Annotated in this window: 14 protein-coding genes and 3 pseudogenes; 10 read left to right on the plus strand and 7 right to left on the minus strand. The window is 69.9% G+C overall.

Translation table 11 applies throughout. The annotated features are described in order from the left end of the window. Window positions 1–810: 810 nt before the first annotated feature. Window positions 811–2,067, plus strand: coding sequence for a Na/Pi symporter (locus ABZ478_RS35475; RefSeq protein WP_359556243.1), 1,257 nt, complete (start codon window positions 811–813; stop codon window positions 2,065–2,067). Window positions 2,068–2,803: 736 nt separating this feature from the next. Here ABZ478_RS35475 and ABZ478_RS35480 read toward each other — a convergent pair. Further along, window positions 2,804–3,217: pseudogene (locus tag ABZ478_RS35480) on the minus strand (IS21 family transposase); the annotation flags it as partial. Window positions 3,218–3,564: 347 nt separating this feature from the next. Here ABZ478_RS35480 and ABZ478_RS35485 point away from each other — a divergent pair. Then, entirely contained in the window at window positions 3,565–3,780 is a 216-nt protein-coding gene (locus ABZ478_RS35485) for a hypothetical protein (protein ID WP_359556244.1), read from the plus strand. A gap of 223 nt (window positions 3,781–4,003) precedes the next feature. On the opposite strand, the pseudogene ABZ478_RS35490 reads toward ABZ478_RS35485, so the two are convergent. The 4 genes and pseudogenes from ABZ478_RS35490 to ABZ478_RS35505 all read right to left on the minus strand — a co-directional run. Continuing rightward, a pseudogene (locus tag ABZ478_RS35490) lies at window positions 4,004–4,249 on the minus strand (short-chain dehydrogenase); the annotation flags it as partial. 66 nt (window positions 4,250–4,315) lie between these two features. Then, entirely contained in the window at window positions 4,316–6,490 is a 2,175-nt protein-coding gene (locus ABZ478_RS35495) for an FUSC family protein (RefSeq protein ID WP_359556246.1), read from the minus strand. Between the two features lie 315 nt (window positions 6,491–6,805). Next, complete coding sequence (locus tag ABZ478_RS35500; RefSeq protein WP_359556248.1) at window positions 6,806–7,981, minus strand: glutathione-independent formaldehyde dehydrogenase; 1,176 nt, start codon at window positions 7,979–7,981, stop codon at window positions 6,806–6,808. A gap of 296 nt (window positions 7,982–8,277) precedes the next feature. After that, window positions 8,278–9,363 carry a hypothetical protein gene (locus ABZ478_RS35505; protein WP_359556251.1) on the minus strand — a complete coding sequence of 362 codons (1,086 nt, stop codon included), beginning with the start codon at window positions 9,361–9,363 and terminating at the stop codon, window positions 8,278–8,280. A gap of 262 nt (window positions 9,364–9,625) precedes the next feature. On the opposite strand from ABZ478_RS35505, the gene uvrA reads away from it, so the two are divergent. The 8 genes and pseudogenes from uvrA (at window position 9,626) to ABZ478_RS35545 (ending at window position 19,909) form a co-directional block, all read left to right on the plus strand. Further along, window positions 9,626–12,094: an excinuclease ABC subunit UvrA gene (gene uvrA, locus ABZ478_RS35510; protein WP_359556253.1), complete on the plus strand. Its 2,469-nt coding sequence runs from the start codon at window positions 9,626–9,628 to the stop codon at window positions 12,092–12,094. A gap of 174 nt (window positions 12,095–12,268) precedes the next feature. Then, window positions 12,269–12,931 carry an SDR family oxidoreductase gene (locus ABZ478_RS35515; RefSeq protein ID WP_359556256.1) on the plus strand — a complete coding sequence of 221 codons (663 nt, stop codon included), beginning with the start codon at window positions 12,269–12,271 and terminating at the stop codon, window positions 12,929–12,931. Window positions 12,932–13,133: 202 nt separating this feature from the next. Continuing rightward, window positions 13,134–13,298: a hypothetical protein gene (locus tag ABZ478_RS35520; protein WP_359556258.1), complete on the plus strand. Its 165-nt coding sequence runs from the start codon at window positions 13,134–13,136 to the stop codon at window positions 13,296–13,298. Window positions 13,299–13,638: 340 nt separating this feature from the next. After that, the gene (locus ABZ478_RS35525) at window positions 13,639–15,459 is read left to right on the plus strand and encodes a helix-turn-helix domain-containing protein (RefSeq protein WP_359556261.1); all 1,821 of its coding nucleotides are present in this window, start codon (window positions 13,639–13,641) and stop codon (window positions 15,457–15,459) included. A gap of 340 nt (window positions 15,460–15,799) precedes the next feature. Beyond that, window positions 15,800–16,120 carry a DUF2795 domain-containing protein gene (locus ABZ478_RS35530; RefSeq protein WP_190015330.1) on the plus strand — a complete coding sequence of 107 codons (321 nt, stop codon included), beginning with the start codon at window positions 15,800–15,802 and terminating at the stop codon, window positions 16,118–16,120. A gap of 126 nt (window positions 16,121–16,246) precedes the next feature. Further along, window positions 16,247–16,507 (plus strand): annotated as a pseudogene (locus ABZ478_RS35535) (transposase); the annotation flags it as partial. Window positions 16,508–17,507: 1,000 nt separating this feature from the next. Continuing rightward, on the plus strand, window positions 17,508–18,923 hold the full coding sequence (locus tag ABZ478_RS35540; protein WP_359556263.1) for a cytochrome ubiquinol oxidase subunit I: 1,416 nt from the start codon (window positions 17,508–17,510) through the stop codon (window positions 18,921–18,923). Further along, window positions 18,920–19,909, plus strand: a complete 990-nt coding sequence (locus tag ABZ478_RS35545) for a cytochrome d ubiquinol oxidase subunit II (RefSeq protein ID WP_359556265.1) — start codon at window positions 18,920–18,922, stop codon at window positions 19,907–19,909. Before ABZ478_RS35540 ends, ABZ478_RS35545 begins: the two co-directional genes overlap by 4 nt. Before the next feature lie 311 nt (window positions 19,910–20,220). Here ABZ478_RS35545 and ABZ478_RS35550 read toward each other — a convergent pair whose 3' ends face one another. Both ABZ478_RS35550 and ABZ478_RS35555 read right to left on the minus strand, forming a co-directional pair. Next, window positions 20,221–20,766 carry a hypothetical protein gene (locus tag ABZ478_RS35550; protein WP_359556268.1) on the minus strand — a complete coding sequence of 182 codons (546 nt, stop codon included), beginning with the start codon at window positions 20,764–20,766 and terminating at the stop codon, window positions 20,221–20,223. 266 nt (window positions 20,767–21,032) lie between these two features. Then, window positions 21,033–22,055, minus strand: a 1,023-nt coding sequence (locus ABZ478_RS35555) for a zinc-dependent alcohol dehydrogenase (RefSeq protein WP_359556270.1), incomplete at its 5' end; no start/stop codon positions are given.

The raw sequence follows: 22,055 nt of genomic DNA on the forward strand, positions 1-22,055 counted from the left end.
GCCATGGCTGCCGCGGTGTCGGCCGGTGGTGTCGGCAGGGCTCGTGTGGGAGCTGACCGAATTGGATCGCTGCGGTGCGTCGGGTGGCTGCGGCGCGGGTGCGGGCGATGCCGATGCGGTGGATGCCGTAGCCGGCGGGGTCGAGGCTGATCAGGTCGCGGTGGAGGCGGCGTATCCGCAGGGGAAGTTGAGGTGGAGGCGGGGCGTGTGTCGCGGACCTCGGCGACGGTGCGGGGGTTGACGTCCAGGCGCTGGGCGAGTGTGATGGCTGGCCATCCTGCGCGTGCTAGGTCGGCAAGCAGCCGGGATGCCTCGGTGGAGTCGGTCAGGCCGGGGACGCCGGGGTTGGGGCGGTGGGGGAGTGGGATGCCGAGGATGGCGTCGGCGGAGGTGCGGGCGATGTCCCGGACCGTCTGGCCGTCTGCCGGGCTGCGCAGGACGTGGCGGACCAGGGTCACGGACAGCCCGGCCCGGTCGGCGTCCTGCGCGGACATGCCGTGCTCACGCAGCCGGACCGCCCACCGAGCGGCGGCATGCGGTGATCGGCCCAGCCGCTTGGCCAACTGCTGGGCCGATTCCCCGGCGGCGACCGGCCACCGCCCCCTCCTCGACACAGCTCCGGCCGGCACGGCGTCTGCTGGCATCGACGACAAGGGCGTTTCGTCTAGATCATCGATCGGGCGGACCCCCCATCATGCGGCCAGGACCCGCAAAGGGGCCCGGCCGGCAGCAAGCCCGAGCATGGCCACCTGGCGTCGGGCCAGGAGATACCGCACAGTCGCTGGTGGGACCAGGTCGTAGCCTTGATTCATGGCGGAAGCCGCATCCGATGGCGGGCCGGACGACAGCCATGAAAAGGGCGACGTCTCCGGGCGGACGCCTCCCGGCGGCGCGCCGCTCACGGCCCCCGCGGCCGAGAGCGGCGCCGGAGCCGTCCGGCTCCCCGCATGGACCAAAGCCCTCGGCTGGTGCGGTGTCGCTGGGCTGATCTACCTGCTGATCTGTGCCGTGAGCATCATCAGTCGCGGCTTTGCTGGGCTGGGCAGCGACGCGGCGCACACCATGTTCGCCTTCGCCGCGAACCCGTGGGTCGGGCTGAGTGTCGGCGTTCTCGGTACGGTCCTGATCCAGTCGTCGACCACGACGACGGCCATCGCTGTCACCGCCGTGGGGTCGGGCGCGTTGCCCATCGAGGGCGCGATCCCCATCATTCTGGGCGCGAACGTCGGCACCACGGTGACGACGAGCCTGGTCGCGCTGGCCTTCATCGGCGACCGCACAGAGTTCCGCAGGGCGCTGGGCGCCTCGACCGTGCATGACTTCTACAACTGGCTCGCGCTGCTGATCTTCTTCCCGATCGAGCTGGTCTGGCATCCGCTGAAACGCATCAGCGGGACGTTGACCAATGCGCTGTACGGCACGGACTGGCTGCCGAACCCAGCCCACCTCAACTTCATCCGGGCGGCCACCAGGCCGGTGGAACACGGAGTGATCCACGCGACCTCGCACGTCAGCAGCACACTCGGTCCGCTGTTCACCATCGTGATCGGCGCCGGGCTGATCCTGGTCGCCGTCCGCTACCTGGGAAAGCTGCTCAAACTGCTCATGGTCGGCAGGGCCCGAGACATCCTGATCAAGGCAGTCGGCCGCAACGCCTATCTCGCCATGGCGTCCGGCATGGGAGTAACCGTCGTCACCCAGTCCTCGACCATCACCACGTCCGTGCTGGTCCCCTTCGCCGGAACAGGCATCCTGACACCGGCGCAGGTGTATCCCGTCGTCGTCGGCTCCAACCTCGGCACAACGTTCACGGTGGTCTTCGCGGCGTTCGCAGGCGTCGGACAGGACGCGAAGATCGGCCTGCAGGCAGCGTTCGTACACCTGATCTACAACCTCTTCGCGATCGTCGTGATCTATGTGATCCCGCTCCTACGCCCCGTGCCGCTGTTCTGCGCCCAGAATCTCGCCCGCGTCGCCTCCGAGCACCGGTGGGTCCTCGCCGTCTACCTCGGCTCCGTCTTCATCGCACTGCCCGCCCTGGTCATCGTGCTAGTGGGTGTGCTCTGAGTACGGCGTTTCGGCGTCCGACGGCGGAACCCGCCAGGGCCCAGCGCCCAAGGGGTGATCCACGCGTCCAGCGGAGGGGCCTCCGCACCCGCCATGGTCGGATCGCCGTGACGGGCGCGGGATGCCTATGTCAACGACCTCGGCGACGACCGCGCGCTGATCGCGGTGTCGGCCGCCTCGAACCGGTCCAAGGCGGACCGGGACCCCACCACCTGGCTGCCGCCTACCGCTGCCAACACGCCACCGACTGGGTAGCTGACAAAACCCGCTGGGGCCTGAGCATCGACACCGCCGAACAAACCGCGCTGTCCGAAGTGCTCGGCAACTGCGCCGACGCTCCGATCACCGTTGTCCTGGCACGCTGAGCGTATCTCCGGGCCGAGATGACAGGGCGGCCCGTGCCGGACCTGACCTGACCGGGTGGGCCTTCAGCGCGGAAAGGCCCCCTGTTGTGTCAGGCCACGCAACCGGCGGTTCGTCTTCGATACCTGTGCCACAGCGGCTGCGGTTTTCTGCGCGGTGACGTCGCTCTGCTCCTTGCGGTTGATCGCAAGGTCACCGGTTTACTGCTGCGCGTACTTGTTCTGTATGGCGGTCTTTGCGGGCTCGTCGGCCACGACAGCACTCCTTGTACCTGGTTGTTGGTGCCGGATGCTAGTCCCTGCGAGAGAGCGACAGTTTCCGTCACGTCCACCGGCGCCGGTTTCGTGCCGGCGGCCGCCTTGCGGGCGGCTGCGGAAGCGGCCGCGTGGTCCGGGTCGGTGATGGTCTGGTGGCGAGCCCAGCTGCGGGCATGGCGGGCGACCTCGACGCCGTCGCAGGTCACCAGCACCTGGTCCAGGTCGGCGGCGACCTCGACGCGGCGGCCGACGGCCAGCGGATGCACCGAGTAGTCGCAGGTGTCGAGGCGGACGTAGTGGTCCCGGGGCAGCCGCAGGGACGCCTTCCACCAGCCCGGCGGGGCGATCGGCGGCAAGGTCAGCATTCGGGAGCGGTCCGATTCCAGCCGGTCTGCCGGGCGGGCCTGCAAGGTCCGGTGGATGCGCCGGTTCGCCCTGGTCAGCCAGTCGGCGAGCTGAATGTTGAAGTCCGCCGGTGACGTGAACACCCGCCCGGGCAGGAACGACGTCTCGAGACAGCCGTTGGCCCGCCCCCGCGTTGCTGCTCATGAGACCGCCGGTGTAGTCGGTCCACACCTCGGCGGCGTCGAGGATGTCATTGCGCTTGTCGGTGCCGGTCACCTTCGTGACGTGCTTGACCGCGGCCTTCTCCGTCGGCGTGCCGGACTTGGCCACGCACGCCTGGAACTGCTCGGCCTGCGACGTGTTCCCGTCGGCCGGCTCCTTCTCATTGGCAGGCGCCTTCTGGGACTGGTCGGCCTTCGGTTCGCTGCCGGCCGCGGAGACGGCCTTGTCCTTGCTGCGGGTTTCGGTGTGTCGGCGATGGCCACTCTGATGGCCGGTGTCGTGGTCGGACGCAGCGGGGAGGGGAGAGATCATGAAATGGATCCTGCCTGTGATCTCCTCCTGCCGTACGGGACTCGTCACCGTCGCTGTGGCGCTATCAGCTCTCGTCTTGCCGGTCGCCGCAGCCCAAGCGGCGGCCGCCAAGCCGCTGCCGTCCTCCTCCCAGGATGAGCCCGCTTCGTGTGAAGGCGGCCTCCTCGACGGCGTGGTCGCCACGGGATGCAACCCGTTCATCCAAATCCTCTGACCAGTACCGGGTGACTGCCCTACGCGGTGAGGATGGCAGTCCTCACCGCATCCTCGGGCCCCGGTGGATCAGCCATGGCATTCCACGAGGCCGGGTCGGGGGCCTGGTCTCACCGTTTCGCACTGTCCAGCGATGCAATGATCCTGTCGGCACGAGGTCCTGCAGTTGCGGGTTGCCCTACACACCATTGCCTGCCGGTTCGCCGGAAGCCCGCGCGAGCCAACCCGCACAGTTGCCCTCCCTGCACCTCCAGGGCGAGGACGGCACGGATGACGCTGCCTGTGGGCGGGACGGTGTGGGGGAGTCCAGTGCGGCGCCGGGCTGGGCGACCACACTGAGCACCGTGCTGGCGAAGGCGCGCAGGCGGCGGTCGAGTTCAAAGCCGAAGCAACTGCAGATCGCCGAAATCCAGTCGCTCGGACCGCGCCGCGAAGCTGCCCACTGTCACTGTGCGGCCCGCCCACGCCGCGCCCTCGACGCGGCCGGGAGACTATTTCCCGTTCCAGGAGGCGCGGCGCTTTCTGTCGCCGCGCCGTCACCCGCCCCGGTGCGCGGGCCCTGATCCGTTGCCTTCCGCAGCCAGGGTCGCCCGCACCCGCTGATCCTCGCGAGCAGAGCCGACGTCCCGTTCCAGGGGGGTGCGGCTCACGGCTGTCGCGAGGTCCTCCAAGGCCCTTTTTTGCAGTTCCGCTTCGCGCCGCATGACCGGGCTCCCGTTGCCGGCGGCGTCCTCCCACGCGTGGAGCGCCTCCTCCACGCGTCTCCAGTCCGGATTCCTGTGCTCGCGCACGGCGACTGCTGCCTTCGAGGTGTCCGTCTCCAGGGCCTCGGCGAATCGCTCCGCCTCGGGGACGAAACGGCTGTCGGTCTGCGGGACGTGGCTCTCCATGAGCATCGCTGCCCTGCCGAACCCCTTGAGCGCTTCCTGCGCTTCCTGCGCCTCGCGCGACGTCAGACCCCTGGGGCGGACCGGTTCCTGTCTCGCCCGGTCGTATGCCTCCTGCCAGGCGGCACGTGCCTCCCTGCTCTCCAGCAGTGCCCTGCGCATGTCAGCGTGATGCTCCAGGGTCGGTTCGGCGTAGTTGCGGAGCACCGCGGCCGCGTAGCGGCCGTTGGCGGCGAGCCAGTCCGCAAGCCGGCCCGGCAGCCGGGGCGTCTCCCATGCGGGGAACACCACGTACGCCAGCATTGCCAGGGCCCCGCCGAGCAGGGTGAGCACCACCCGCTCCGGGACTGTCTGCTCCCATGCCTGGCCGCCCATGCCGAGCAGGAAGACGACGTAGGCGGCGGTGAAGCACTGGGAGTAGGCGTACCCGGTACGGTTCAGCGTGTACGACAGGCCCGCCGAGACCACCGCCAGCGCGCCGAACACATGGGCGTCCGGGCCCAGGGCCCGCACCATCCCGGTGGCGAGCGCGACCCCCGCCAGGGTCCCGGCGAGACGGGCCACCGCACGCGCGTACGTCCGGTGGAAGTCCGGCCGCATCACCATCACCGAGGCGATGGGCGCCCAGTAGCCGTGGCCCAGTGGGAGCCGGGCGGCGATCAGATAGCCGAGCGTGGCCACCGCCGCCAGGCGGACGGCGTGCCGGAACACGGGCGAGTCCTGGCGGAGCTCACGGCGCACCGCCCGGACGACGACCGGGACCAGCCGGAGCATTGTCGGGCGCATCAGGAACTCGGCGCCGGCGGGGCCGGGCGGCGTGGGCGTCCTCCCGGGCGCGCAGCCGCTCCCGGCGATCTCCAACGCCTCGCCGAGCAGTTCCACGAGCCGCTCGGCAGCTTGCCGCGCGGGGCCCTCCAGCACCTCGTGCTCCTCGTCGACGCGCAGGACGTCCATGCTCTCGGGCCGCACCTCGGCGGGAGTACCGCGGCGGATCGAACGGGCGGCCGCATCCAGGACGTCGGCGGCCGCGTCGAGCAACTCCCGCGCGCGGTCTCGCCCGGGTCCCTCCGCGGGGGCGCCCACGTCCGGGTCGGCGAGGGCCGCGACCACCGGTCGAATGCGCTCGGCGAGTCCCCGGGGGCCGTGCAGGATGGGGGGACGGGTGCGGGCCTGTGACGGCGTCACGGCAGCCGCGTCCCGGGCCGTCATCAACAGCTCTGGGTCGAACGGGGCGGTCGGGTCGTGCCGCAACCGGCGGGCGTAGTCCGCCACGGCGGCCAGGGCGTCGGCGAGCGCGTCACGATGCGCTCCCCAACGCCGGATCGGGAACAGCAGGATCAGTACGGCCTGCGTCACGCCTCCGAGTGCGATGATTCCGGCGTGCTCCAGTGCTCGCCCGATGCTCGTGGGCAAGGTGATGGTGACGAGCATGCTGCCCACGGTCGTCGCTGCGACGATCCCAGCGGTCGATCCGACGGCCCACGCCATTCCCGCGGCAAAGGCCCATACGGCCAGCAGCGGCAGGAACGTCACGAGTCGCCCCGCCGCCAGGTAGCCCACGAATGTGCTGAGCGCCAGACCCGCGCCCGCGCCGAGCGCGACCACCTTGCGTGGACGCCAGCTGCGCTGGAAGGTGGCCCCACCCGCGGAGTAGGCGCCGAGGGCGGCGGACGCGGCATACGCGGGGGAGATCAGCCACAGAGCCGGCCCGATGACGATCGCCACCCCGGCGGCCGCACGCAGGGCGAGCAGGGGCTCCAGCCGCGTCTCCTCGATCTTGAGCCCGGCTCGCACGACCTCCCCGAAGGCCCGCAGCCACGTCACGGGTGTCCGCCTGGCCGGAACGCCCTGCCGAGTCGCGCCGGCCTGGTTGAGGTGCGGCAGCCGTCGGGCAAGGAAGCCTCCCACACGGCCCGCGAACTGGCTGGCGGCCGCAGCCGCTGGACGGGGTGCTGCCCCTGCGGACGCTGCTGAGCGGCCGCCGTCCGTCCTCCGGGCCGGAGCGCGGGCAATCGCTGTTGGTTCTGGTCCGGCCGGAGCGCGGCGATTGCCCCGAGCCCCGTCCGGCGGACGGGCAGATCGCCACCCGTCCCTCGGACCGGTCCGAGGGAGACAGGCCGGACGGCGGCCCCGAGTCTCTTACTGCTTGTGGCCGTTGCCGTGTCCGTTGGGATGCAGGACCACCTTGGTCCAGCCCTCGTCACGGGCGTCGAAGTGCTCGTAGGCGGTGGGGGCTTCGTCCAGGCTGAGCTCGTGGGAGACGACGAAGCTCGGCTTCGCCTTCCCGCCGGCGATCAGATCCCGCAGCGCCCGGTTGTACCTCTTCACCGGAGCCTGTCCGGTCCCCATGTGCTGGCCCTTGAACCACATCATGCCGAAGTCGATCGGGACCTTGCCCTGAGCTTCCAGCTCGCCCTGGGCCTCCGCGCCGCCGGGGTCCTGGGGCAGGAACACGCCCACCACGCCGATGTCGCCGGTGAACCGGACCGAGTCGATCAGGCCGTTGAGGGTGAGGCTGGCGTCCTCGTGTCCCTGGGGGTCGTGTGCCTGGTAGCCGACGCATTCGCAGCCGTTGTCGGCGCCCAGACCGAGGGTGGCCTCCTTGACGACCTCCGCCGGGTTCTGCTCGGCGGTGTTGATCGGGATGGCCCCGATCTCCTCCGCCTTGCGCAGCCGGTCGGGCTGGTGGTCGGCCGTCCAGACGCGGCCGGCGCCCTTGAGGAGGGCGGAGTAGGTCGCCATCAGCCCGACGGGACCGGCACCGAAGACGATGGTCTGGTCGCCCGGTTTGACGTGGGCCATCTCGGTGGCGTGATAGCCGGTGGGGAAGATGTCGGCGAGCATGACGTAGTCGGTCTGCCGCTCGGCGGCGTCCTCGCCCAGACGCAGCGCGTTGAAGTCGCCGTAGGGCACGCGCAGCAGCTCCGCCTGGCCGCCCTGGTAGGGGCCCATGTCGGCGAATCCGTAGGCGGCTCCCGCGAGGGCCGGTTCCGGCTGCATGGTCAGGCAGTAGTTGGTCAGACCCTGCTCGCACTGCTTGCAGAAGCCGCAGGCGATGTTGAAGGGCAGGACCACGTACTCGCCGACCTGCACCTTGCGGACGGCCGAGCCGACCTCCACCACCTGGCCCATGTTCTCGTGTCCCAGGGTGCGGCCGGACTCGAACGAGGTGCGGCCCTCGTACATGTGCAGGTCCGAACCGCAGATGTTGGTGGTGGTGATCTTGACGATGATGTCGCAGGGGTGTTCGATCTTCGCGTCCGGTACGTCCTTCACTGTGACCGTTCGCGGTCCTTCGTATACCGCTGCTTTCATGGTGACTTCCCTTGATGTTGCGGTATGGCGGTGATGGGGAAGGTGTAGAAGTCCGACTCCCGGAAGTGCTGCGACGGGGTCCGTGGCTCCGGCATGCCTCTGGGGGCCGTTCACCTGGGTCAGGTGGGACGGTGGTTCGGCCGCCGGCCCGTCAGGCGGAGCTTCGGCGCTCCGCGGCGTTGCGTCCGGGTTCCCGTCGGCCCCCGAGGTGAAACAACCACGCACCGGCCGATCAGCGGAATCTCCGGGCCCGGACGACCACCAACCGACGGCACATCTCCGGCTGAGGTCACCCGCTAGTCATCGTCCTGCAGCACGTTGCGACGCTCCTGTTCGCGCTTGGAGTAGGCGGCTGCCCGGATCGCCTCGTCGCTCTCCAGGCCCGATCCCAGCGCGCCGCCCACCGTGGCGACCGAAGCGACGAACCAGGCCAACGTCCAGTACTCCGTGGCGTGCAGCGGCGTTCGTGTCGTGGAAGCGAACACCCGGTCGTTGAGGATGAACAGTGCCCACACCAGGTTGATGACGATCAAACCTACGTAGCAGACGATCACCCCGATACCCACGGTCACGATCGTCGAGGTGTTGTAGAGAGCCGCCCTCTTCCTCTCCTCCGGCGAGGCCTCCGTCGGTCGATGCCACAGGTTCGCGTCCACGATCAGCCAGCCGATCATGAGCGCGACAGATCCGACCGTGGCGATCACCAGGCGTGGCGTGCTCAGAGAGGTGGCCAGGTTCCAGATGGTGGAGTTCACCGTGGCGACCGCTCCCGTGGCGAGTGCGGCCGCCAGGGCTTTCGACAACCCTGGGACCAAGCGCCACGGCCGGTTGGCGCGGACCATGCCGAGGAGCACCCTCAGGTAACCGCGCGGCCCACTGGCGACGTACCGCAGATCGGCGATCTCCTCCTCACCGATCTGGCCCGGATGGATAGGCACGAGACGACCGGTGAATGGCCCCCGCAGCGGCTGACTTTCCGGAGGCCCCTCAGCCCCAGTGGCCTGCGGGGCAGCCAAGCTGAGCACGGCTTCTTCCACGGCCCGCCGGGCCTTTGTCTGCAGCCGGAAGCCCCCCAGTGGGGGAAGAGACAGCAGTGCCACGCCGTGTTCGTGACTCAGATCCACCACGAGCTTGCGCCCATGTGAGTGCAGCGGAAGGTCGGTGAGGGCCACGACGATGTCCCAGTTCCGCTCACTTCTGCGGTCCATGATCCGGTGCATCAAGGTGGGCGGTTCCTCGGCCCCTGCGGTGAAGGGCTCACTGACCACCTGGACGTCGAACCGTCGTCCCTGGTCCGACCTGTCGGCGAGCCGATCAGGAAGCACGCGGGCGATGCGCTGCGCGATCTCCGTCGGCGTGTCCGGATCCGCCAGGAGAGTCACGACCGTAACGTCCTGTGACGACACCCGCATGACTCCTTCGCGTCGGCTGCCCCCGCGATCGCAGGTGGCCACAGGATGCCCCCGAGGTAACGCCGACGCCGCGTGACACGCTGGCCCCTGCCAGCAGGTGTGGGGCGTACGGTCAGATCTCCTCGTTCCCTGGGAGCGTCGTATACCGGGATTTCTCCGGGCACTCGTGTGAGCGGAGCCCGGTGACGGCGCCTGTCGCGCGGTTCCCGGCGCGATCAGGTAATCAGGAACGGTGGACAAGGACGCGACCGACCCCTTCGTGCATGTCCGGGGCGCCGGTGAGAACAACCTGCGGAACATCGATGTCGACGTTCCGCGGGACGCGATGGTCGCCTTCACCGGCGTCTCCGGTTCGGGCAAGTCCTCGCTCGCGTTCGGCACGCTCTACGCGGAGGCCCAGCGGCGCTACTTCGAGTCCGTAGCACCGTACGCCCGAAGACTGTTGCAACAGGTCGGCGCACCGCATGTGCAGGAAATCACCGGACTGCCACCGGCCGTGGCCCTGCAGCAGCGACGCGGGTCGCCCAGCTCGCGCTCGACGGTCGGCACCCTCACCACACTGTCCAATCTGCTGCGCATGCTGTACTCCCGCGCCGGCACCTATCCGCCCCGGGCCGTACGGCTGGAAGCCGAGTCGTTCTCACCCAACACCGCGGCCGGCGCCTGCCCGGAGTGCCACGGACTGGGCGTCGTGCACGACGTCGCCGAGGACCTGCTCGTCCCGGACCCCTCGCTGAGCATCCGCGAGGGGGCGATCGCCGCCTGGCCGGGGGCCTGGCAGGGCGCCAACCTGCGCAGCGTCGTGAACGGCCTGGGGATCGACATCGACCGACCGTGGCGCAGGCTCAGGAAGAAGGACCGGGACTGGCTGCTGTACACGGACGAGCAGCCCTCGGTGTACATCGAGCCGGAGGAGGACCGCGTCGACTACGGCTACCAAGGCAAGTTCTGGAGCGCCCGCAAGCACGTCATGCACGTCCTCGCCGACTCCAAGAGCGAGAAGATGCGTGAACGGGCGCTCCGGTTCGTCCGGAGTGTGCCCTGCCCCGCCTGTCACGGCAGCGGACTGCGGCCCGAGGCACTCGCCGTGACCTTCGCAGGACGTTCCATCGCCGAGATCAACGCGATGCCGCTCACCGAGGTCGTAGCGCTGCTGCGGCCCGTCGCCGGGCGGTCCGAGGCCGACGCCACCACGTCGACCGCCCGATCCGGGGAGACGACCGAGGTCGCGGTCCGGATCTGCGGCGATCTGGTCGCGCGGGTCGACGTCCTGCTCGACCTGGGCCTCGGATATCTCAGCCTCGGGCGCCGCTCGACGACCCTGTCGCCCGGCGAGGCGCAGCGCCTGCGGATCGCCACCCAGCTGCGCTCGGGGCTGTTCGGCGTCGTCTACGTCCTCGACGAACCCTCCGCGGGCCTGCACCCGGCTGACGCGGAACCGCTGCTGGACGTGCTGGACCGTCTCAAGGCGGCGGGCAACTCGCTGTTCGTCGTGGAGCACGACATGGACGTCGTACGGCGGGCGGACTGGGTGGTCGACATCGGCCCCGGTGCGGGCGAGGGCGGCGGGCGCGTGCTGTACAGCGGCCCGGTCGCCGGTCTTGAGCGGGTGGGTGAGTCGGCCACGAGCCAGTACCTGTTCGGGCGAGCCCAGCCGCTCGATCACCGCCCGCGCACACCGCACGGCTGGCTGCACCTGCGCGGCGTCTCCCGCCACAATCTGCGCGACGTGTCCGTCGACGTACCGCTGTGCGTACTCACGGCGGTGACGGGCGTGTCCGGTTCCGGAAAGTCGACGCTGGTGACGCAGGTGCTCGCCGAGGTCGTCCGCGCACACCTCGGACTCGTACCCGAGGAACCCGACGAGGCGCAGCTGGAGGTCGACATCCAGGACGCGGCGGGGGTCGAGTCGTTCGACCGGCTGGTCCGGGTCGACCAACGGCCCATCGGCCGGACTCCCCGGTCCAATCTGGCCACGTACACCGGGATGTTCGACGCGGTGCGCAAGCTGTACGCGGCGACGGACGAAGCCAGGGCGCGCGGCTACTCGGCCGGGCGGTTCTCCTTCAACGTGCCCGAAGGGCGCTGCGAGACCTGCCAGGGCGAAGGATTCGTCGCGGTGGAGCTGCTGTTCCTGCCCGGCACCTACGCACCGTGCCCGACCTGCGAAGGCGCCCGGTACAACGCCGAGACGCTGGAAGTCACCTATCGCGGCAAGAACATCGCGGAAGTACTGGCGATGTCCGTCGACGCCGCCGCGAAGTTCCTGTCCGCCGTCCCGGCCGCCTCCCGCAGTCTTGAGACGTTGCGCGAGGTGGGGCTGGGGTACCTGCGGCTGGGCCAGCCCGCGACGGAACTCAGCGGCGGTGAGGCGCAACGCATCAAACTGGCCACCGAACTGCAGCGAGCCCGCCGCGGGCACGCGCTCTACCTGCTCGACGAGCCGACGGCGGGGCTGCACCCCTCGGACATCGCGCTGCTGCTGCGACAGCTGCACCGGCTCGTCGACGCCGGCAACACGGTCGTCCTCGTCGAGCACGACCTGGCCACGATCGCCACCGCCGACTGGGTCATCGACCTCGGTCCGGGCGGCGGCGACGCGGGCGGGCGGGTGATCGCGACGGGTCCGCCGGCCAAGGTGGCGAGGGTCCGCCGCAGCGCCACCGCGCCCTATCTCGCGGCCCGGCTCGCGCGCTCCTGACGACAGAATCCCGATCGCGAATCCCCGAGCACCTGCGGCGCGACCCGGTGGCCGGGTGGTCTCGCGCACCAGCGCGGTGCGCGAGTACGCCGACTTTGCGGCATCCGAGGGACTGACCTGCCGCGGCAGTCCCGCAGCCCGGCGTGAGCGGTGGTGTGTGGCAAGAATGACCCCATGCACATGGTGATCGCGGGTGGACACGGAAAGATCGCGCGCCGGCTGACCCGGCTGCTCTCGGCGCGCGGCGACAACGTCACAGGGCTGATCCGCAACCCGGACCACGCCGACGACCTGCGCGCGGACGGTGCGGAACCCGTGGTGTGCGATCTGGAGCACGCCTCGGTGGACGAGGTGGCCGACCACCTCGGCGGCGCCGACGCGGCACTGTTCGCCGCGGGCGCAGGACCGGGCAGCGGCGCGGCCCGCAAGCAGACGGTGGACCGGAACGCGGCCATCCTCCTCGCCGACGCGGCCGAGCGCGCCGGGATGCGCCGCTTCCTGGTGATCTCCGCGATGGGCGTGGACAGCCCGCCGCCGCCCGGCACCGACCCGGTGTTCGCCGCCTACCTGAAGGCCAAGGGCGAGGCGGACGCCGACATCGCCTCCCGTCCGGGACTGGACTGGACGATTCTGCGCCCGGGGATGCTAACCGACGACCCCGGTAGCGGCCGCGTCACGCTCGCCGAGCACACAGACCGCGGCCAAGTGCCGCGCGATGACGTGGCTGCGGTGCTCGCCGCCCTGCTCCACGAGCCCAGGACCGCCAGGCGCATCCTCGAGCTGATCAGCGGGTCCACCCCGGTCGAGGAGGCGGTGCGCGCCGTGGCCGGTGGCTGACGCCGCACTCCGCCCTCGCCCGGGTGCGGGTAATCACTCACACCTGGGCGCTTTCAAAGGCGCTGCGCAGCGAGACCGACACGGTGTTCCGCAAGCTGAGGGACATCGCCGCGCCGAGCGGTACACCCGTACGGTGAAGCCGCAGGTGTTCCACCCCGGCCGGCGAGGGGAGGATGGACGTGAGCCACGAAGGAGGCCCGTCATGAAATCCGGAGCCCCTGATTACGACGCCTGGTACTCGCGCACCCCCTCGCAGGCCGAGGGCGAGCGGGACGAGAAGGGCGAGCGTACCGCAACGGAACAGCACCCGGACGTCCCCCGGAGCGAGCCATCCCAGGCGGAGGGCGAGCGGGGCGACGAATTCTAGCGCCACTGGGCGTCCCGTCTTCTTCCGGCGCTGTCACCGGTTCCCGGCCCGCCTGCCGTCCAGCAACCCACCTGCAGTGGTTCGCCGACCCGTCATATCTTGCTCGACCCACGAACGCAGGACCTGCGCAGATGCCGCGCCGGCCTTGCCGGCGAGCGTCTCGCCCTGGTGACGAACCGGGTGGCTCCACGCCTGCGTCTGGCGAGTCAGGAATGCACAGGTCCGGTCGCCCCACGAGTACGAGAGAAAGGATCCACACATCTCGGGTGAGCCGACCCCTGAGCGGGTACGCGACTATGCCGCTCGGTTCTCTGAAGGCTTCGAGGGACGGAGTGATGCCATGGACGGTAGTCGGGTGAACAACCAGTACCCCCGCTACTCCCCCCGAAAGGGCAGCCTTCCGCGGGGCAGCGCCGGGCGGCACCTCATGGCCGTGCGCGGAGGGCCCCGCGCGCGGCCATGGGGTGCCGCCGTACGCGGAGGGCCCCGCCCGCCCGCTCGCACCCCAGCCGACCATGCCCTCCGCGAACTGGTCACGCTCTGCCGCGCCCTGTTCAGCACTCCGGACGAAGTCGAGATCCTGCGCCTGGCCATGGACTACATAGCCGCCGCGGGGCCGTACAGCGCCGAGGCCGGATTCCTTGAGGTGGGCGGCGACCTGGTCCCCAGTCCGAGGGACGGGCAGATGCCTGCCTTGGCCGTGAGCCGGAGGGTGCGGGAGCTGGCCGGGCAGGACGGCAACGTGGCCGTACCCGGCAGGCCCTGGGGCCGGGCCCTGGGGCTGCGCGGACTTGAGGGACTCCACGGCTACCTCGTGGTGACGTCCCGCTCCCGGCCCACCGAGGCCGAGCGATCTCTGCTCGCCACGCTCGTCTGGCACACCGCTGCTGCACTGTCAGTCGCCTTCGCACATCGCCGCCGACGCGAGGACGCGCTGGAGGTGCACCGACTGAGGGAGGAACGCACAGCCCTTCAGCGGCAGCTGATCTCTGTGGTGGTTGAGTTGGGCTACGAGCGAGCCGTTCACGCGTTCATGGCCGGCGTCGCTGCCTCGGGTGGCGGCGAGGAAGCTGTCACCCGCGCACTGCACGGGCTCACTGGACTTCCCGCGCTGGTCGAGGACCGCTTCGGTCGGCTGAGGTCCTGGACCGGCCCCAGCCGCCCCGTCCCCTATCCCGAACCGGACCCGGTGCGCCAGGACGAAATGCTGCACGCCGTCGCTCGTCAGGCCGGGCCGGTGCGGATAAGGGACCGGCTGATCACCCTGATCCGCCCGCACGGCGAGATCCTGGGCGTGCTGGCCCTGGTCGATGCCCGACACAAGGCCGACGAGCACACGGTGCTCGCGCTGGAACACGCTGCCGCGTCACTCGCCCCGGAGTTGACGCACCTGCGCAATCTGGCCGAAGTGGAGCTGAGGCTGCACCGCGAGCTGGTGGACGACCTCCTGGCAGGGACGGACGAGGCGAGCGCCTACGCCCGGTCCGAGGCAGTCGGATACGACCTGCACCGCAGCCACTACGTCGTCGTGGTGCGGTGGTCGAACCGGAGCGCCGACGATTCATTCGCACAGACCGTGGGGCGGGCGGCCTCTGCCGTGGGCATGCGCTCGCTACGGACCCTACGCTCCGACCACGTCGTCCTGGTCGCCGACGACAGGCCGCACGCCCACGCGCTGTACGAGGCGCTCGCCCGGGAGACCGGAACACGGTCCGGGACGATCGGGGTGAGCGCCCCTTCCGACTCCCTGAACGACATCCCCCACCACTACCAGGAGGCGCAGCGCGCCCTGGACGTGCGCCGCCACTCCCGCGACCGCTACGGCACGACGTTCTTCGACGAGCTCGGCCTCTACCGCATTCTGGGACCCGGCAACGATTACCGGGAACTGGAGACGTTCGTACAGGAGTGGCTCGGGCAGCTCATCGACTACGACTCCCGGCACCACGCGACCTTGGTGGAGACCCTGTCCCGGTACTTCGACTGCGGCGGCAACTACGACGAGACGGCAGAATCCCTCGCCATCCACCGCAGCACGCTGCGCTATCGGCTCCAGCGCATCCGCGACATCAGCGGCAACGACCTCGCGGACGTCGAGGACCGGCTGAACCTCCAGGTGGCGACCCGAGTGTGGAAGATCGTGCTGGGCGGGCCCGGCTGACGCCTCGGCGGCGGAGGCACATCTGGTCCGCGCTATGGATGCGTCGTGGACTTCGTTGCGCCGCTCCCAGCGGACAGCGGGACGACCAGGGCGCGAGCTCTCGTTGGCGTCCTGGTCGGAGAGCCCCGACCGCTCCGCCTCCTTGCGGGACGTCGCGGGCTCGGTGTCGTACTTGTTGCTCCCGGGTTCGGGCACGACGATCACCTCCTGCCGGGCAGGGTCCTCCCAGCCCAGACCGGCAAACCGGGGGAAATCCGGTGGATGAAGGAGGTGAGTGAGTGGCCCCTGCCGGTTACCCGGGTGGCCCAGGATTCCGGATTCCGATGAGGGAGAAGAGGCCATGACCCACAGTACGAGCGCCCGGGACGTGGTGGAGGCCATCAAGGATGTCGACTTCCCCGCTGGCAAGGACAAGCTGATCGAAGCGGCGAGCCGGTCGGGCGCCGCGCCGGATGTCGTCAAGGCGCTGCGCGGCATCCCGGCCGAGCAGTACGCCAACCGCGAGGAGGTGGCCCGGTCGGTCCGCGTGGACCCCGCCTCCGACCTCGGGCTGAGCCCGGCACAGCGAGCCGAGCAGGCCCGGGAGGGCGGCAGGCCGGGACAATCGCAGCATCTGCGCGAGGTGCCGAAACCGCCAGTCGAGGAGGAGCTGGACAGCTGACGGTCGCGCCCTCAGCCGGCGTGCCGCCGCGCTGCCCGGTCGGCGTCGCCGCCGAGCGGCCCGGCCGGAGCGAGTTCCTCCTCGACCTCCAGGCGGGGCAGCCTGCCGGCGAGCCACGCGCGGCACAAGGGCACCACCTCGGCCGGCGTGCAGCGCCCGTACTCCGGCACCGCCGGCCGCACCGAGAACTGCCAGATCGGCGTGTTTGCCGCCTACGCCACCACACGCGGACGTGCCTTGGTGGACCGCGAGTTGTATCTGGCCAAGTCATGGACCGACGACCGCGACCGCCGCCGCGCCGCCCACGCCCCTGACAAGCGGGCCTTCGCCACCGAACCCGACCTGGCCAAGACCATGGTGCTGCGAGCGATCGCCTCACCGCTGCCGAACGCCTGGATGACGGTGGAGGCCGGGCCGGGAGTGGCGGCTGTGCCGCATGTTGGAGGAGTCCGGCCTCGGTTATGTCCTCGCGGTCGATCGAGGGGCGACCGGGGAAAGAGAACACGGGTGGCCAACCAGCCCACTACACTCATCCAAACCGCCCCTGAACAGGTAAAACGTCAAAGTGCTGCTGGAGTGCTAGGAACTGTCGAACCTGAGACAACATCAGCTGCCGTGCGTTGCAGCCGCACGACAGCGATTGCCCATCAATTTCTCACTTCATGACAGCGGCCCACCCACTATGCCGTGCCGACGCGGAGGCTCGGGCGGTGGCAGGTTAGTCGAGGTCGTACACGACGACGAGCTCTCTCATGCCCCCACGGTAAGCCGCCGCGCGGCCGACTCGCCCGCACTGGCCCCGGTGGCCGGTGCCTCACGCCGTGCTCGGGGCATGCGGGGAAGTGCTCGCCCTGTCCGCTGACTGGCGCCAACGAGATGGCCCTGGAGAAGGAACCGGCGAAACCGCCGCCCGCTGGGGCGGGCGTGCCGCGGAAATGGCCGTTTACCATCGAGCGCGGAAGGCAAGGCATCCTCGGAATTCCCCCCCGTCATCATCCCCCCGTCGTCGATCGACCTGGCCGCTCAGGAGGATCTTTCTTCAGGCCCGTTGGAAGTGCCGAAAGGTAAAGGCCGTGAACGATTCGAATGACACGGACAGGATCCTTGAAAAGGTGGCGGAGAACGTGGGGAAACGCGGCCGGCAGCCGACTCGAAGCGCCTCGCGGCATGCCGCGGCCGGCGGGGAGGCCGCCCGCGGCAACCTCTTCGCCGCCCCTGGCACCGTGTGCACCTTCCAGGCGCACCGCGACAACCACGATCCGGCTGCGCCGCGTCCCGTCGGGCTTCCGCGTCCCGGGGCCCGTCCGCGCGCTCGCCTGCGCACTCCCGCCCGCCGCGCCGGGGCCACCTCCGTGCTCCGCACCCCTCGGAGCCAGAAAGAGAATTCATGGTGCTGTCTGCCCTGCTAACAGCCGCCGACCCGCCACAACTCCTTCCCGCGCGTGAGCAGATGGCGTTCACACTGGGCTTCCACATCATCCTGGTGCCCTTCGGTCTCGCATTCACCTTCATGATGTTGGTCTGTCACTATCGGGCGCTGCGCCGCGGCGATCAGCAGGCGCTGGTCCTGGCGCAGCGATGGTCCAAGGTGGCCGCCGTGCTGTTCGCGGTGGGGGCCGTGTCCGGCACCGTGCTGACGTTCGAGCTGGGGCTGCTCTGGCCCGGGCTCATGGGCAAGTACGGGCCGGCCTTCGGGTTTCCGTTCGCCGTCGAGGGTCTCTTCTTCTTCCTCGAAGCAATCTTCGTGGCCATCTACATCTACGGCTGGAAGAGGCTGCCCCCGTGGCCGCACTTCTTCACCGGCGTCGTGGTCACCCTGGCGGGCATCGGCGGAACGGCCTCCGTCATTGCGGCAAACAGTTGGATGAACCAGCCCGCCGGAATCGCGGTGCGGAACGGGCGTGTGGTGGGCGTGATCCCCTCCCAGGTCTTCTTCAACGGCGCGTTCTGGTGGGAGATGGTGCACATGCTCCTCGCGGCGTATATCGTCGCGGGGTTCATGGTCGCGGGCGTGTACGCGTGGGGGCTGCTCAAGGGGCGCCGGGACCACTACCACCGGCTGGGGTTCGCCGTGCCGTTCACGGTCGCCGCGATCGCCATGCCGCTGCAGTTCCTCGTCGGGGACACGATCGCCCGCCAGGTGTACGACAGGGAGCCGGCGAAGTTCGCCGCCATCGAACTCGTACCGACCACCGGTGACCACGTCCCGGAGACCCTCGGCGGCATTTTCGTCGACGGCAAGGTGCGCTACGGCATCGAGCTTCCCGACGTGGCCTCGATCCTCGCCGGTTTCACCCCGTCCACCACGATCAAGGGCTTCGACGCGATCCCCGCAGCGGTACGCCCGACCGACTCGGTCGTCAGCATCGTGCATCTCGCCTTCGACGTCATGGTGGCGACCGCATCGCTCCTGCTCCTGCTGGCACTCTGGTTCGCCTGGCTGTGGTGGCGGCGGCGCGAGGTGCCGACCAACCGCTGGTTCCTGCGAAGCTCCGCGGTCTCCGGGCTGGTCGCGCTCGTCTCCCTGGAGAGCGGCTGGGTGGTGACCGAGGTCGGCCGCCAGCCCTGGACGGTCGTGGGGCTGCTGCTGACGGAGAACGCCGTCGCCACGCAGGGGAACCTGTGGCCCCTGTTCGCCACGGTCCTCGTGATCTACGCGTGCGTCGCCGTCGGCGCCTTGTACGTCCTGCGCACCTTGCGCCGCCGCTGGTCGGAGGAGGGCACGGAGGCCGCTGTGGTCCCGTACGGCCCCCGGGCGGCGCCGGCGACGAACGGGCACCCCTTCGGAGGAGATGACGCATGAGCGATTTCATCGCCGTGGTCCTGTTCATCGGGGTCATCGCCTACGCCCTCTTCGGCGGCGCCGACTACGGGGCCGGCTTCTGGGATCTGACAGCCGGCGGCGCCGCGCGGGGACGTCCCGTACGGGAACTGATCAACGTCTCCATCAGCCCGGTGTGGGAGGCCAACCACACATGGCTGATCTTCTGCTTCGTCACGATCTGGACAGCCTTCCCCCAGGCATTCACCGCCATGACCACCACTCTGTACATCCCCCTGGGCCTGGCGGCGCTGGGGATCGTGGCCAGGGGCTCAGGCTTCGCCTTCCGGCACGCGCTGGCCCAAGGGCGGGGAGAGCTGATCAGCGGTGTCGCCTTCGCCTGTTCGTCGGTGCTGACCCCGTTCTTCTTCGGCACCGTCGCGGGCGGGATCGCCTCCGGTCGCGTCCCCTCGGCCGGGCGCGGCGACGCGCTGTCCAGCTGGCTCAATCCGACCTCCGTTCTCGGCGGCGTCCTCGCGGTCATCGTCTGCGCCTACCTAGCCGCCGTGTTCCTCACCGGACAGGCCCAGCGCCGAGCGGACGCCCCTCTGGAGAAGGCGTTCAGGCACCGGGCCCTCGGGGCGGGCATCGTGGCGGGACTGGTGGCGCTCGTGGGCGTGTTCGTACTACGTGCGGACTCCCCGCGCCTGTTCCACCGGCTGAGCACGGTGGGTGTACCGCTCCTGGTCGTCTCGGGCCTGTGCGGCCTGGCCGCGCTGCTCCTGCTGCGCAAGGGCAGCCCCCCTGTCGTGCGCACCCTGGCGGCCATTGCGATCACCACCGTCGTCGGGGGATGGGGAGTGGCTCAGTACCCGTACCTCCTGGGCACCCACCTGACGATCCAGCAGACGGCGGCTCCGACGGCCACCTTGTGGGTGCTGATCGCGGTGTCCTTTGTCGCGGTTGTCCTGATCGTGCCCTCGCTCCTTCTGCTGTACAGCCTGCAACTGCGACGCAAGCTCGGCTGACGAGGAACTGCCGCCACCGGAACATCGCCCGTGACGTCGTCCCGGGGTCACGGGCGTGACGATGTGCGCCGTCTCGAGGGGTGGCGGTGACCGCGCAGGTCGAGACGGGTCCTGTCGCACCACCTCACCGCCTCCGCGACTCTCCGCCTGCCTCATCGCCCTCGCCGGCGGCACTGTGTTGCTGCCTGCGGCCCTATAGCCGCTGTACGCGACCTTCCAGCAGGTACACACCGGGGAAGCGCCCCACACGCACGGCCGAACATGCCCTGACGATCCCGCCGGACGTGCCGTGGCATCCCTGGCGCAGCGGCTCAGACGACTGTGATGGCCAGAGCCTCCTCGGCTTGGCGGACGCGCCACTCCTCGATTCTTTCCTGCTGCCGCCGGGCTCGTTCGAGCAGCGTGTCGAGCCGGGCAGGGTCCAGGCGCTCGTCGGCGGCGCTGAGGCGGCGCAGGACCTGCCACCCCGCCGCCTTTCCCTCGACCCCCAGCCGTAGGGCCTCCAGATCCAGCATGGTGCCGAGCGGTGACGGGCGTAGCAGGTGGCCGTTGGGCTTCAGCCGTCCCAGCTTCTCGCCCGCCCAGCCCGCGCACACCTTGTAGCGGCGAACGCGAACGCCGAGATCCCCCATGATGTCCAGCAGCGCTGCCCGGTCCTGGGCGATCTCGGCTGCTACGGGCCCGATCGCGCGGCCAAGCGCGGACCCGCGGGCGGCGCGCGCCAGGCGGGTGGCGCGTTCGGTCCCGGCGGTGGCGCCGGCGAGGTGGTCGTTGAGATAGATGCCGAGCAGCCTCATCTCGACACCTGGTCCCGTTGGGCGGCTCTGGGTCGCGGTGGAATGCGGAAGGGCGTTCATCTGCGGCCTCCTTCGGTTCCCAGGGATTGGCTCGCGTGTGAGCGAGGGACAGACACATCGGTCCGGCGTCCCTCGGCCTCCGCCCGGAGGTCGAGGTGCACAGCGATGCGCAGGTGGTTGCGGTGCAAGGCGCCGTGCCTACCGTCGAGAGCGGCTCGCGCACGCTGCTCGTCCCAGTCCTCCAGGTCGCCGATGTCTGAGGCGAGCAGTTCATCGTCCGTCTGCGGCACCGTTTCCCTCCTCGGCTCGGGTCATCGGCGCGGCCCTCACGGCTTGAGGACGACCTTCTCGCAGCGGTCCTTCTTGTTCTTGAACAGGTCGTATCCCGTCGGTGCCTCGGTCAGGGGCAGCCGGTGGGTGATGACCCGGGTGGGGTCGATCTTGCCCTGCTCGATCAGACCCAGCAGCGGCTTCATGTACTTGTGCACGTGGCACTGCCCGGTGCGCAGGGTCAGGGACCTGTTCATCCAGGCACCCGCCGGGAACTTGTCGATCAGTCCGCCGTAGACGCCGATGACCGACACCACGCCTCCGCTGCGGCACGACAGGATGGCCTGGCGCAGGGCGTGTGGCCGGTCGGTCTCGGAGCGGACCGCCTGCTTGGCGCGGTCGTAGAGGTGGATGTGGGAGGCACCGTGTGTGGCCTCCAGGCCGACCGCGTCGATGCACTTGTCGGGGCCCCGGCCGCCGGTGAGTTCGAGCAGTGCCGACCGTACGTCGGTGTCCTCGAAGTTGATGGTGGTGTAGCCCTGGGCGGCGGCCATGTCGAGCCGGTAGGTCTCCTTGTCGATCGCGATGACCTTCTCCGCGCCCAGGACCCGGGCGCTGTCCATGGCGAACTGGCCGACCGGGCCGGCGCCCCAGACGGCGACGACGTCACCTTTTTGGATGTCGCACATGTCGGCGCCCATGTACCCGGTCGGCAGGATGTCGGACAGGAACAGCACCTGCTCGTCGGTGAGCCTTGGCCCGATCTTCAGGACGTTGGCGTCGGCGAGCACCACGCGGGCGTACTCGGCCTGGCCGCCGGCGAAGCCGCCGGTGAGATGGGAGTAGCCGTAGATGCCGGCGGTGGGGTGGCCGAAGAACTTCTCCGAGATGCCGGCGTTGGGGTTGGTGTTCTCGCAGCACGAGTACAGCTCCGCGCGGCAGGAGGCGCAGGCGCCGCACGCGATGGGGAAGGGTACGACGACTCGGTCACCGACGCGGAGTTTGTCGCTGACGCCGGGGCCGACCTCGACGATCTCTCCCATGAACTCGTGGCCCAAGACGTCGCCGTTTTCCATGGT

Origin of the sequence: Streptomyces sp. NPDC005706 (assembly GCF_040631045.1) — a bacterium.
Taxonomy (GTDB): domain Bacteria; phylum Actinomycetota; class Actinomycetes; order Streptomycetales; family Streptomycetaceae; genus Streptomyces.